The 13,665-nt window shown below is 30.6% G+C and carries 7 protein-coding genes; all 7 read right to left on the bottom strand.

The features are described from left to right. Positions 1–15 precede the first annotated feature (15 nt). The 7 genes from H9I45_RS00605 to H9I45_RS00575 all read right to left on the bottom strand — a co-directional run bounded on the left by H9I45_RS00605 (position 16) and on the right by H9I45_RS00575 (position 13,498). Complete coding sequence (locus H9I45_RS00605; RefSeq protein WP_088355231.1) at positions 16–3,075, bottom strand: SusC/RagA family TonB-linked outer membrane protein; 3,060 nt, start codon at positions 3,073–3,075, stop codon at positions 16–18. A gap of 251 nt (positions 3,076–3,326) precedes the next feature. Beyond that, positions 3,327–3,701: a cupin domain-containing protein gene (locus H9I45_RS00600; RefSeq protein ID WP_088355232.1), complete on the bottom strand. Its 375-nt coding sequence runs from the start codon at positions 3,699–3,701 to the stop codon at positions 3,327–3,329. A gap of 18 nt (positions 3,702–3,719) precedes the next feature. Next, positions 3,720–5,966, bottom strand: a complete 2,247-nt coding sequence (locus H9I45_RS00595) for an alginate lyase family protein (protein ID WP_088355233.1) — start codon at positions 5,964–5,966, stop codon at positions 3,720–3,722. Positions 5,967–6,035: 69 nt separating this feature from the next. Then, positions 6,036–7,271, bottom strand: a complete 1,236-nt coding sequence (locus H9I45_RS00590; RefSeq protein ID WP_088355234.1) for a T9SS type A sorting domain-containing protein — start codon at positions 7,269–7,271, stop codon at positions 6,036–6,038. Between the two features lie 196 nt (positions 7,272–7,467). Then, positions 7,468–10,047 carry a chondroitinase-B domain-containing protein gene (locus H9I45_RS00585; RefSeq protein WP_088355235.1) on the bottom strand — a complete coding sequence of 860 codons (2,580 nt, stop codon included), beginning with the start codon at positions 10,045–10,047 and terminating at the stop codon, positions 7,468–7,470. A gap of 99 nt (positions 10,048–10,146) precedes the next feature. Continuing rightward, complete coding sequence (locus tag H9I45_RS00580) at positions 10,147–11,172, bottom strand: polysaccharide lyase family 7 protein (protein WP_088355236.1); 1,026 nt, start codon at positions 11,170–11,172, stop codon at positions 10,147–10,149. A gap of 19 nt (positions 11,173–11,191) precedes the next feature. Beyond that, complete coding sequence (locus tag H9I45_RS00575; RefSeq protein WP_088355237.1) at positions 11,192–13,498, bottom strand: chondroitinase-B domain-containing protein; 2,307 nt, start codon at positions 13,496–13,498, stop codon at positions 11,192–11,194. Positions 13,499–13,665: the final 167 nt, after the last annotated feature.

The raw sequence follows: 13,665 nt of genomic DNA, 5'->3' as shown, positions 1-13,665 counted from the left end.
TGTTTTGAATGTTTTTTAAAATTCTATGTTTAAACCTACAGAAATTGTTCTATTAATAGGAGAACCTGCTCTTTGGTATCCATAAGTTGTTGCTGTTGTATTATTTATAGATTCTGGATTAAAACCAGTATAATCGCTAGCTGTTAAATACATTAAATTTTGTCCTGTAGCAAATACTCTTAATTTGGTTAACTTTAATTTTGATGCAACATCGGTTGGTAAAGTGTATCCTAAATTTACAGTTCTTAAAGCAACATAAGATGCATTTTGAATGATATCATTCGTAAATATCTTCTCTTTTATAAATTGCTGATTTGGAGTAGTTGATATAAAATCTTGCGCAGAACCAAACTGATTAAATAAATACTGGTCTCCCATGTTTCTTACTTCTGCTCCATGACTTCCTTGAAACATAAAACTTGTATCGAAATTACCTATTTTAAATTCATTTGAAACACTCCAAACTAAATCTGGATAAGGATTTCCTAAGATTGTTTTATCATCATCGTCTATAACACCATCTCCATTTAAATCTTTTACATACACATCTTGTGCTTCTGCTCCTACTGGGTGATAAGGATTACTTATAAATTCTAAAGGAATATCTCTATCTACTACCCATCCATAGAAAGATGAAATTGGGTTTCCTACTGAATTAATCCATTCAGCAGCTCTTTTTGTATCTACATTTTGAACTTGTCCATTAGAATCTGCAAAATCTAGCAATTCATTTTTGTTTCTAGATGCAATAAATGTTGTACCCCATCTAAAATTTGGCTTAGAGATGTTTTTTGTTCTAATTTCTAATTCTATACCACTGTTTCTAACTTTACCTAAGTTAGATATTGCCTCTGTAAAACCAGTTGTTGCAGACACAGGATTGAATAATAATAGTTTATCACTTGTTCTTTGATAATAATCTATAGAACCAGAAATTCTATTATTAAAGAATCCAAAATCGATTGCTGGGTTAAATTCTACAGATCTTTCCCATTGTAAATTAGCGTTTGCTATGTTAATTGGAGCAAAACCACCTACTACATTATTATCTACAACTGCAGTAGAAGACTGAATTAGAGATAAATATGGATAACTGTCTATAATATCGTCTCCAGTATCTATTGTTGGGTTACCTGTAACACCATAACTAAATCTAAACTTTAAGAAGTTTAAAACCTCACTATCGCTTAAAAAATCTTCCTTAGAAGCTGTCCAACCTAATGAAACCGCTGGGAAATCTCCATATTTAAAGTTTGGTCCAAAAGCTGAATGACCATCTCTTCTATAACTTAATGAAACCAAATACTTATCATCATACGCATAATTTACTCTTGATAAATAAGATAATAATCTTCTTTCGAATTTGTAAGACTGTGCATCTGCAACAAGTGTTGCCCCAGAAATTGTTCTAATTAAATCGGTATCGTAACCTGTACCTCTAGAACTTTCGAAAGTTGTATGATATCTTTCTGCAGAAAAACCTGCAATTGCACTTATTTCATGCTTTCCAAACTCTTTATCATAAGAAAATAAGTTATCTGTTACTAAATGTATTCTTGTTTCAGAAGAAATATCTAATTGTGCTGCAGCTGCTCCATTTCTACTTGCTAAAACTCCTTGCCATCTATCTCTTGCAGTGTTCTGAAAATCTCCTAAAACACTTGCTTTAAAGTTGAAACCTTTTGCAATTTTATATTTTCCATAGAAACTTCCAAATAACTTAAATTTATAGTCATTTCTATCTCTTTCTAAAACTTTTGCTGCTGGGTTTGTATTAGAAGTATTACTAATATCTGTTCCTCCAGAAGGTACTGGTTGCATTGTGTTTAAATCGAAATCATCGAAATGACGTTGCACAGCATAGTCTCCAACTTTTACATTTGGATATTTAAAGGTATTTACAAATTTAATTGTATTTGCATCATGATAAATTGGCAACCATGGAGTTTGTCTTAAAATATCGTGAGTAGATCCATCAAAACGTCTTCTATCTGTATAAGAAGGAGAAAGGTTTGCACCAAAAGAGAATTTATCATTCAATTTTGTGTCCATCTTAATTCTCATAGAATATTTTTTGTAATCGTCTGTTAACAAAACACCTTCGTCATGCAAATAGTTTAAAGCAATACTAAATTTTGTACTAGCACTTCCACCTCTTGCAGAAAAAGAGTGACTCTCTATAATACCTCCATTAAAAATAGCATCTTGCCAATCTCTATCTACACCAATTAATTGTTTGTATTTTGTTCTGTCTGATATTGTTCCAGTTGCAGCCATTTCTTTTTTAGCAGTTTCTGCTATTGAAAAGTAATAAGCATCACTTTGTCTTGCTTCTTTAAATCCAGTAAATGTGTTATAACTAAATTTAGTTTCACCTTCTTTACCGCTTTTCGTTGTAATTAAAATTACACCATTTGCACCTCTAGAACCATATATTGCAGCTGATGCTGCATCTTTTAAAATTTCAAAAGATGCTACTTCGTTCATATCTAAGTTTCCTAAAAAATCTTCGTCTACAACTAATCCATCCACAACAATTGCTGGAGAAGAACTACCAGAAATAGATCCTGTACCCCTAATTCTAATCGTTGGTGCAGAACCAGCTTCACCTTCAGTTGCCTGAACATTAACACCAGAAACCTGCCCTACTAAAGCTTCATCTACCCTAGCAACTGCAATTTGATCTAACGATTCGTTTTTCACTTTAGAAATTGCTCCTGTTAAATGACTTTTCTTTTGGGTTCCATAACCTACAATTACAATTTCATCTAATACTGCAGAATCTTCTTTTAAAACGATATTAAATCTTTTTTGATTTACGTACGGAATCGATTGCGTAGTGTAGCCCAAATAAGAAACTTTTAAAATTTCTCCTTGTTTTACTCGGATTTGAAATTTACCATCAAAATCTGTACTTGTTCCTTTGTTGGTTCCAACAACTACAATGTTGGCTCCAAGAATTGGTTCTCCATCAGCACTTGATGTTACAGTTCCTTTTAGCGTGACTTCCTGAGCAAATCCTGCAATACAGAAAAGCATCATCGCAATAAAAACTGATTTGAATTTTAAATTCATAATTAATTGTTTTGAATTATTTGTTAATATTTGATTTGATTCATGCCCTCATCCAGACATATTTGATACAACAAGAATAGTAATATTTATAAGTAACTCTTTAACCTATATAAAGAAGTGTACTATTATACTACTAATTCTGAATTGTTTTTTGGTAAACCAAACTGGTAAACCAAATTGGTTATCCAAATATATGCAATATTTTGAAATAAAAAAATAAAATGTTAATTATTCCATAAAATATTTTGTTATTACTCTTTATCTCCAAAATAAGAGACTCCATCTCCACTTAAGAAATCTTCTCTTACAGGGCTAAATGTGTCAATTAATTGTCCTTCTTCTAAACAAATTGCACTGTGCAGTAAATTAGGTTCTATATAAACGCCATCTCCTGCTTCTACAATTTTCTTTACTCCATCAATTTCAAATTCAAATTTTCCTGATACACAATAAGTTGCTTGCGTATGAAAATGTTGATGTGGAGAACCTAAAGCTCCTTTGTCAAACTTTACACTTACCATCATAATTTGATTATCATAACCCAAAAACTTTCTTGAGACCCCTCCACCAAGTTCTTCCCAATCCATGTCTTTTGCACTGATATATTTTTCGCTAAATCGTTTCATAATATTAATTGTTTTGTTTTATTCGAAATAATAAGAACCTGACCATTCGTAATTCTTATCGTTAATTTTTATTGTATGTTTTGCTTCTTTGGAAGCATTTGTATTTGCAGTTATAAAAAGTTTTATATTTCCTTTTTCGCTCGTTATTTGTATTGCAGTATAATCTTCTGTGTCTAAAACCAATTGTAATTCCTTAATACTACTGTTTGAATTTACTGCGGATTCAGTAACAGGACTATAACCTCCATGTGCTTCAATTGTAGAAACAAAAAGTGTATTTTTAGCATTTTTTCTTCTCAACATAAAAGCGGCTTCACGTCTTAAATTAAATTCTGGATCGTTTGCTCCAATTCTAGTAAATAGCAATTCATCATTGTTATTCGTTAAAGTTGTTAAAGTGTAAAACTTCCCTTTATTTAACCAAGATAGTTTACTATTCTCGCTAGAAGCTTTTGCTGTTCCTTCTACATACAAATGCTGATACCCGTTTTTGGTTCCTAAAGTATTTAAAGTTTTAGGAGTATCATATTTAAAGTTTGTATTTAATACTTGCCCTAAAAAGTAGTATGGAAAATCATATTGATTTGCTTCATTAGAAGTAACCTTCATAATATCTAACATATATGGTTTTTCTAAATCTTCATCTTTTATTATTGCCATCGTTCGAAGCATCTCTGTTCCAGGATATGCATTTGCTTCTTTTGCACTTGCTACTTGCACGTTTTCATTTTCTGAAGAAAAATAATTTAACACTGAATGATGCTGACTTCCTATTTCATACTTCGCATTAAAATGGGAAGTTTCATTTTGTGTAACTGTATTATGTGCAATGGTTTGCTTTGCCCAAGTTTTATTTTCTTTTAGGTAATTTCCACCACCTTTTTGCTCGATATTTACAAATCTTGCCAAACCATAATCTTGAAGAATTTCTTCTCCTTTTTCATATAAAGAATATGACAACTTATCATAATGACCATGACTAGATCCTTGTGCAGCATATTTAAATACCAACTCAATATCTTCATTTCTTAATATAGCAACTCCACCTTGTTCGCCTTTTGGACCATCAGAAAGGTTAATCGATTTTTTATTGAAAGATGTTGCTTTACCATTTTTAATACCCAATGCAACTGACAAACCAGAATCGTCTAATAATACACGATCTTGTGCTGATGCTATAGATAATAAACCTGAATCTTGGGTTCCAAAATGATACGAAATATCTACTGCTGTAACTAAAGCACTCGTATAATAAGACATTCCTTTTTGACCATCGTTCAATGGAAAAAAATCGCCATCTGCATCTGATAAATTTAATAATGCATTTATTGACTTTAGTAAAACTCCTTCTTTGTATTCAAATATTTTTAATTCTGGTTTTACATTATGTAACCCTTCAGCAAAAATTAAAAAAGGATACATTGCATAACGTTGGTAATAAGGCCCTTCATTATAATAACCATCAGGAGAAAATGGCTCTTCTATATTTGCCAAAAAACCAGCTTTACCATCTTTATTTAAAAAACCTCCATCATCATCTTTTTCTGTTGTATTTAATTTTAAATCTTTAATTCCGTACAAAGCACGATCAATTAATTCTTGGTCGTCCATTACCAAACCGATCATACCAACTGCAGCATTTCCCCAGGTACTATGGTTGTGAACTCTTTGGTAAAATTGAGGATTACCAATTGAAATAAAATCTGCAAATGGTTTGAATAAATTCGTTTCTAACTTGTTGCGTTCTTCTTCAGATAGATAATTATACACACAATCGTAAGCCTGACTTACATAAACTAACCAATTAGAATCGTTTAAACATTGCCAAAATAATTTACCTCTTGCATACGATCTTGTTTTTGGATGCACTGGTAATGTTTTGTACATCGCTTCATATTGCATGAGCATGTCTTTTACATATTTAGCATATTTTTCGTCATCTAAAATTTGATATAAAACACCCGCTTTTTGCAAAACCACCATGTTTCGTTTGTGCTGATCGTGAGAGTAGCCACCAGAATAATCTTTTGGGATCGGCATTTTAATGCCATCAGCAATTTCGGCATCTACTTCTTTTTTTACCTTTTCTAAAGTTTTATCAAAAATTGGAACTGAACCAAGAGAAGCTCGAATTTTATCAACACCTTTTTTGGTTAAAATAAGTTTTGGATGCTGATTATCATCAACAGAATCTGTTGATTCTTTTTTCTCATTACAAGAATAAAAGACTGTTAATACCAATAAAAGTGTTTGAAAACTCTTCATTTTTAAAAATTTTTAAAAAAAATAAGAACCCATAAAAATGAGTTCTTATTTTATATAAACTATGTTTTGCTACCTCTTAATCAATTTTTTAGAAGCTACAGATTCTCCACTCGTAAGTTTCATCATGTAAATTCCTTTTGCTAAAGTAGAAATATCTAAATTATTGTTGATTAATTTTGATGAACTAATTACTCTTTTTCCCAATAAATTATAAACTTCAAGTTTATTAATCTCTAAAGGTGAAGAAATAGTCACGAAATCTTTTGCAGGATTTGGATATACTGAAACTTTAGAAGCAAAAACCTCATCTACAGAAGCTGTTGTACTAGAAGAAACCTTTAATTCATCAGAATAATTAAACGCTTTATCAACCGTATAAATTTTATAAAATGTTCCAGCAACATGTGTCTCCATAAATGAAGTATCAGTGCCAATATAAACAACAGTTCCTGTTAAACTTCCTGTACCATTTGTTGTTGTATTTCCAACATTATAAATACCATTTTGGTTTGGATCATTGTCTGCATTTGGGTCTGTTGTATATTTAACTACTACATAACCACCTCCATCAACTCCTCCAGCTGGTGCTAACCAACTTATAGTTCCTGTACCTCCGTTATTTACATAACTTCCTCCAGTTGCTATATCTGGTGCAGTATCATCATAATCTCCAGCATAAACCACAAAATCATCAAAACTAATTAATGGTTTGTCAACTCCTTTAACTCCTCCAATTCTTGCAACTGCCCAGTTAGAAGCATCAAAATCGCCACCAGTTGTAACTTTTCCATGTGCTTTTGTCCATGTATTAGCTGCAAAAGTACTTGCATCTGTTTTATCTTTTGTCTTACCACTTGAAGTATTATTTAAATAAATACCTGGCTTTAAATCTCCATCGTCAAGAGCAGTTGGAGATTTATAAAAAAACTGAATTGTATATGAAGTAGAAACAGAAAGTGCATTTGGCGATACTGTTGAAGGCGTTTGAAGACGGGCATTATCTTTATCGTTATTCAATTGTGCTTGTGCAGAAAAATTACCAGTTCTAGCATCTACAGGAGTGTCTAAAATTTTCTCGTTTGTTGTTCCTCCAGTACTTGAAATAGACCATGTAGTGGAAGCTGTTCCTTTTGCTGAAGAACCTTGACTCTTCATATTACCAGCTGTTTGATTTTCTAAACCACCATCCATTATTGGAAACTCTCCAATTACTTGCTGACTCCAACCAAAATTAAAACAGCAACAAAACACCAAAAGTGTAAATAGTTTGTTAGGATTTTTTTTTGAAAGTAATGTTTTTTTCATGCGAATAGATTTTAAAATTTAAATTAATACTAAGATTTCTACTTTGAATATAACTGGTAAACCAATTTGGTTTACCAAATATACAATTATTTTTGTTTTTTCAAAGCTTTTGATAAATTTACTTTAAAAACCTAACTCTTAAAACCTTAAAAATTTATATTGAGAGTAAAATTGTACGGAAATTGAATAATTAGAATTAATGTGCAATCATAATTTTTTTTGAGAATAAATTAAAATCATCATAAAAACGAACAATATAAACCCCATTGACTAAAGCAGAAACATCTATACCTCTTGCATCTTTAGTGTTTATTATTTTTCTTTCCATAATTTTTTTACCATCCAAACTATAAATTTTAATTTCTCTTAGAGATTTACTAGAATTTTCGATATACAAGAAATTATTCACTGGAATTGGATATAAAGTTAACTTATTTTTCTGACTTATTTGGTTAACAGATAAGCTTGAAGCAGTATAAAATTCTATTTCTCCAACAGCACTCCAGACACTTTTTCGTGTGTCTCCTATAGTATTAAATCTACCATAACCTATTAACTTTACATACCTTGCATTGATTCCTGCACTTATTTCATATTGATTAAAATCTGTAGAATTTGTTGCTGATAAAATTAAATCTCCTGTAGAAGGAATTATTTTTGAAAAATCTGAAGCATTCGTTCCTGTTGTTGAAACCCAAACTTGAAAACCAAAAGAATCTGATTTGTTTGTAGTTGTAAACTGTACTAAATTAAGGTTATAATTACTCCCTAAATCGTAAATAATATATTCTCCATCTCCTTTGTAATCTCCTGATAATACAGCACCATCATCTGCAGCCCAAACTGTACCATTATCTTTATCTAAAGTGTTTGTTGCAGCATTTGTTTTCCCTCCACCAACTTCTTCTTTAGAAAAGGAATGTATTGTTACTGGATCACTTGTAATTCCTGTATTTATTAGATTATATAAATCTGTTAAACTTTTACCATCTTGAATAATCGTAAGTGTTCTTACAATATCATCTCCTCCAGCATTTTGTGTAAATGTTATTGTACCAGTTCTAACATCTGTAGTCGCATTTTCTAAAACTGTTACAGAAACTGTTGCATCTCCATTTGCAGCATTTGTATCAATAGAAATCCAAGTATCGTTTGAAACTGCTGTCCAACCAACATTTGCATTCACTGATACATTGTAACTACCTGCTGTTGGTGCAAGTGTTTGCAAAGTTCCAACTGTTAAAGATTCTGGTACAACAATAGTACAATCTCCATTTGTAATTTTAGTTCCTAAATTGTTTAAAAAGCAAGCTCCAATTCCATAACCAACCATAGTATCTGTTGTTGGATTATAAGTTCCTAAATCTGCACCTTTTCCTGAAGAACCAGCACCTGAAAAAGTAAAGATTTCGCCATTAGAAGTAGCTGCTATTCCTGTTTCTTCTGTAAAACCTGTATTTGTTTCTCCTAATACAGTTCCTGTAAATACGTTTCCAGAATAACTTAATGTTTTACCTAAATTAGAATAAGAGCTGGCAGTGTCTCCAGTGATTACGTTTGTTAAATTTGAGTTTCCAGAAGTAAAATATATTAAATTATTTGAAACAGAACCTGTTGGATCTGTAGATCCTTTGTCTGTATTGTAAAATAAAGGCGCATTTGTATTTACAATTGAGTTATTAGAAATTGTTATGTTATTAGATTTTTGATAGCCATTTGAAGCACTTGTAGAATTACAATCTACTGCAGCATTATCTCCACCTCCAATAAAGGTAATTCCATTATTCCATTTTGCTTGGCTATTTACTGTAATACAATCTTGAATGTAATTATTAGTAATTGTATGATCGCTATCTGTAATTCTAATTCCTCCAGTTCCATCAACATTTTCACCTAAAAAATAATTACCATCTACAGTTGCATTAGATCCATGACGTAAAACCAAAGAACCTCGACTCCTTCTAAATGTATTATTAATGTACTTATTGTTTTTACTTTTATTGGTGATTATTTCATTTTCACCATTTGCTTCAACAAAATAATTATTGCTTACAGTTGTATTGCTATTTACGTTTTGATATTCACTAGTTCCAACACGAATAGTTTCACTATCACCAGAATTACTTAAGGAAGCATCGATTTTTGCATATTTATAAAAATAATTTTTTGTAATTGTATGTCCTACTATATTACAACGTGTGTTTGTTGCATCATCATCTGGAGATGCATTATATTCAAGTTCAACTAAAATTAAAGCTCCTGCACTTTCTTTGTTCATAAAAGAACAATTTATAACAGTATTGTAAGTTCCGTACAAAACAATCCATCTATGTTTTGTTATTGAAGTTGTTCCATCATCAGCTTTATCATCTGGACTTATTTCTAAACCATTAATTACACAATTCTGAATTTTACTATAATTAGCATAATTACTGCCATCTCTAAATTCAATAAAATTACTTGCTCCATAACCACCTTGCCAATAAAAACCATCTACAATAACATAATCTCCACCAATACTCATTTGTAAACCTCCTGTAAATTTAACTCCACCAGGCGTTTCAGCTCTAAAAGTTATTGGCATTGCTGCTGTACCTGTTGTTGGAGAAAATTTTATTCTTTCATCTGATGCATAAACTCCATCAGCTAAAATAACTGTATCTCCAGCATTTAATGTTAAACCTCCAAGTTGGTTTGGATTTGTAATATTATGGGTTGTTTGTGCAAAAGCAGGAACTGAAAAAAAGAATAGCAAGTAAAAAATATATTTGTTCATCTTATTAAAAATTTAAGGCTCGGAAATATTTAGTATTAGAGATAAAAAAATGTTTTTTTATTTTTTTTGAGTTATTAAAAAAAGTCTTATCAATAAAACTTAATCAATATTTGGCGGAGTTCCTGCACTTACTGTAGCTTCTTTGAACCAAACTTCTGCATAACTTCCGTTTGCATATTGTTTTGCGATATCTCCTCCATAAACTTCAGATTTTGTGCTCTTTGCGTTTGCTTGGTTATATGCACCTTGTTTAAAATAATTAATTTCGCCAGCATATGCTATTTCGCGTTCAACACCACCACCTTTTTCTCTATTTGCATATACTTTTAAAACTTGCTCTGGGATATCTTTTCTTGTTGCAAATTCTGATTCTATTAAACTTTTTGTAAACTTTATCGTTTTATGGTTTTCGCTTTTAAACGTCAAATACATAATCCCTTTGTAAACATTTACTTCGTAACTAAATTCTTCACCTAAAGCAACACCATTTTCTGGTTCTTTTGGATATGTATTTGCTGAATCTCCAACTACAGAAAAATCATGTCCCCAAACTGCAGTAGAATAATCAAATCTTCCAATATTATCTCCTTTTGGGTTGATTTCATAATTCCAAAAAACTGAACCTTTTGTATGTCCTGGAAATTTTTTAAAGTAGATTTTTAAAGGTTCATTTTCATGACCTTCATCACTATGAATTTGTCCAATTACAACCGAAAAAGAGGATGCAGCTGTTGCATCTCCAGTTGTAGAAACATGCTGAACTTTTAAAGTTCCAGTTAATTTGCCACCAACTTCTGGAATCCAGTGTTCTTTTTGCCCTAATTCTGTTCTTGTATTGCTTGATGTTCTTGACGTAATTCCAGAATTTGGTGTTTTATAAACTACCCAATCTGTTTTTTTGTCATTTTTAACGTAAAAAAAATCTTGTTTTTGAAAACCAACTAAATCTTCTGACTTTGTTCCATCTCCTAAAAGTATTTTCCATTCTTCCATAAATGGAATAACATCACTTGGATATTTTATCGTTTTTTCAGTACTATTTTTTTCTTCTGAAGTAACTTTAGCGTTTTTTTTACAACTTATTATTGATAAAAACAGCATTGCAATAAATAATAATTTTTTCATTTTATAAATTCTTTAAATTTTAATACATCAACTTCATTACTAAATTTTCTTCTGTTTTAATTTTCCCAGAATTAATTAAAGTATTGTTAGATTCTACGTTGTTTTTTGCTCCCCATAAAATAGAAACAAACTGAATTTTATTGTTTTTAAATGTATTGTTGTTGATGTTTACATTGACAATTCCTCTATGATTTAAAAGCATTTTATTTTGCTCTTTTGCACCACAATTTGTGAATGTAGAGTTCGTAACTAAAAGATTTCCGCCAATTGTAGATTCGTCATAACCACCTCTATAATAATCAATAACATTTTGTTTTACGTTGTTGAACGTACAATTATCAATCGTTAAAAACTCTGTATTGTAATCTCCTCTATCGTTTGTTTCTTCAGATAATTCTATTCCATTTTCACAATTAGAAATTGATGTGTTTTTGAAAGTTACAGTTTCTGCAAATGTTTGTTTGTAAGCTTTTAAAACATAATTAAAATTGCTGATTTCAGAACCTGAAACTGACAAGCCAAAATGATTGGACATGTTCTCTTTTAAACTTGCAAATGCTTGATTTTTTCCATTTCCAGAAAGTTTCACATTTTTCAATGTTAAAACTCCATAAGGATTTAATGCAAAAGCAGGTGTGTTTTCGGCACCTTCAAAAACGATTTCTGCTTTGTTTTCTGATGAAGATTGAATAGTAAGATTTTTATCAATAATTAATGATTTTGAAACAACATATTTTCCTTCATTTAAAGAAATAATATCGCCTTTATTAGCAGATTTTATTTTTTCTGATAAATTATCTGAAGGGGAAACTTTAATTGTTTTTCCTTCTACAATTGCATCAACCTTAAACCAAGTTGCGCCATATTTACTTTTATCTAAAATATTAGGATTTGTAATATCTGCTTTAACAGTTGCTCCAATAGCATTATTATTTTCTCTTGAATTTCCAACTAAATCCGTTTTAATTAAATCGAAATCGAAACCATTATAAGGTTCTACATCAACAGAGGAAAGGTTAGGTAACATAATGTTTTCGCTAATTGTGTCTAATGTAAAACTTGCTGGTTTTAAACGTATGTCATCTTTTAAATACAAACCATTATTACCAATTATATTGCTTTTAAACAAAACTCCATCTGCTTTATCATGTTCAACAATTGGTGTTTCATCTCCTTTAGAATTGTAAATTACATTGTTTGCAACTGTTGTTCTAATTGGTCTTGCAGAACGAATTTCTGATTTTGGTAACACCGCACTTTGTGCAATATTTGTTCCCACTCCAAATTGAAAAGGAGACTTACAATCGACATATGTATTGTAAGCAACCACAACATCTGTAACTTGATTGTATCTGTTTAATGGACTTTTCGGAATTCCATTCATAACTGCTAAAGGACTTCTAAAATTCTCGCCAATTATTTTGTAGAAATAATTATTTACAATCCAATGTCCTGTATTTACAATTCTAATTCCACCATAATTTTCGTTTTCTCCATCACCAATAAAATAATTTCCATCAATCATAGTGTAATTTCCATGTCTTGTAACCACAGAGCCTTCACTTTTATAAAAAACATTGTTTTTAATTTCGTTGAAATTCGTTTTACTCGAAATTATTTCAACTTCACCATTACACTCTTCAAAAAAGTTATTTGCAATAGTTGTATTACTTGGACTCATAGACGTAAAACTGCTTCCTAATTGAATCGTTTCTCCTCTTGCTCCACCTTTTCTTGGTCTTGGCCCAAAATGATTATTTACTATTTTATGATAGTTTTTAATACTCTGTATTCCTTTTAAATCGACTCTAACTGTTGGTCCTCCATTTGTTTTACCAGCTAAATAACAATGGTCTAATTGGTTGTGTCTTCCATAAAACTGAACCCAAAAATCGTCATTATCTCTTTGTAATTTATTAAAATCAACAATTACACAATTGGTAACTCTACAATTACTGGCAAGGTTTTTAGAATCTGTTCTAAAAGCAATTACTTCTTTTGTTGGAGAATACCCATTTCTAAAATGCAAGTCTTTTACAGTTAAATATTCGCCACCAAAGCTTAAGTTAGAAACGCCTTCTATAAAAACCTTACCAGCAGTTTCTGCTCTTAAAATAATTGGACTTTCTTTTGTTCCTTTTCCAACAAACTTAATTTCTACATCTTTCCAAATACCATCTTTTAAAACAATATCGTCACCAGGTTTTGCATTTTTTATGGCTTCTTTTAATTCTGATTTATTTTCCACAAAAACAGCATTTGTAGTTTTTTCATTACATGAAATTAGTAATAAGAAGATGCTGATAATAAGAAATGAATTTTTCATAAAGTGATTTAAATTTGATTGAAAAACAACTGATTAATTGAATTGGTTAACCAATTTGGTTTACCAAATATATGTACTAAATTTGAATTATTAAAATTTTTGATTGAAAGCTTCATTGAAATTTGACTAAAATTAAGGATTTTTATCAAAATTTTTAGAAATACACA

Origin of the sequence: Polaribacter haliotis (assembly GCF_014784055.1) — a bacterium.
In the GTDB taxonomy this organism is placed as follows: domain Bacteria; phylum Bacteroidota; class Bacteroidia; order Flavobacteriales; family Flavobacteriaceae; genus Polaribacter; species Polaribacter haliotis.
This window is presented reverse-complemented; position numbering and strand designations above follow the sequence as displayed.

Excerpts from the sequence above, each read along its gene's own strand:
- H9I45_RS00605 (WP_088355231.1), bottom strand. The coding sequence starts at position 3,075 with ATGAATTTAAAATTCAAATCAGTTTTTATTGCGATGATGCTTTTCTGT.
- H9I45_RS00600 (WP_088355232.1), bottom strand. The coding sequence starts at position 3,701 with ATGAAACGATTTAGCGAAAAATATATCAGTGCAAAAGACATGGATTGG.
- H9I45_RS00595 (WP_088355233.1), bottom strand. The coding sequence starts at position 5,966 with ATGAAGAGTTTTCAAACACTTTTATTGGTATTAACAGTCTTTTATTCT.
- H9I45_RS00590 (WP_088355234.1), bottom strand. The coding sequence starts at position 7,271 with ATGAAAAAAACATTACTTTCAAAAAAAAATCCTAACAAACTATTTACA.
- H9I45_RS00585 (WP_088355235.1), bottom strand. The coding sequence starts at position 10,047 with ATGAACAAATATATTTTTTACTTGCTATTCTTTTTTTCAGTTCCTGCT.
- H9I45_RS00580 (WP_088355236.1), bottom strand. The coding sequence starts at position 11,172 with ATGAAAAAATTATTATTTATTGCAATGCTGTTTTTATCAATAATAAGT.
- H9I45_RS00575 (WP_088355237.1), bottom strand. The coding sequence starts at position 13,498 with ATGAAAAATTCATTTCTTATTATCAGCATCTTCTTATTACTAATTTCA.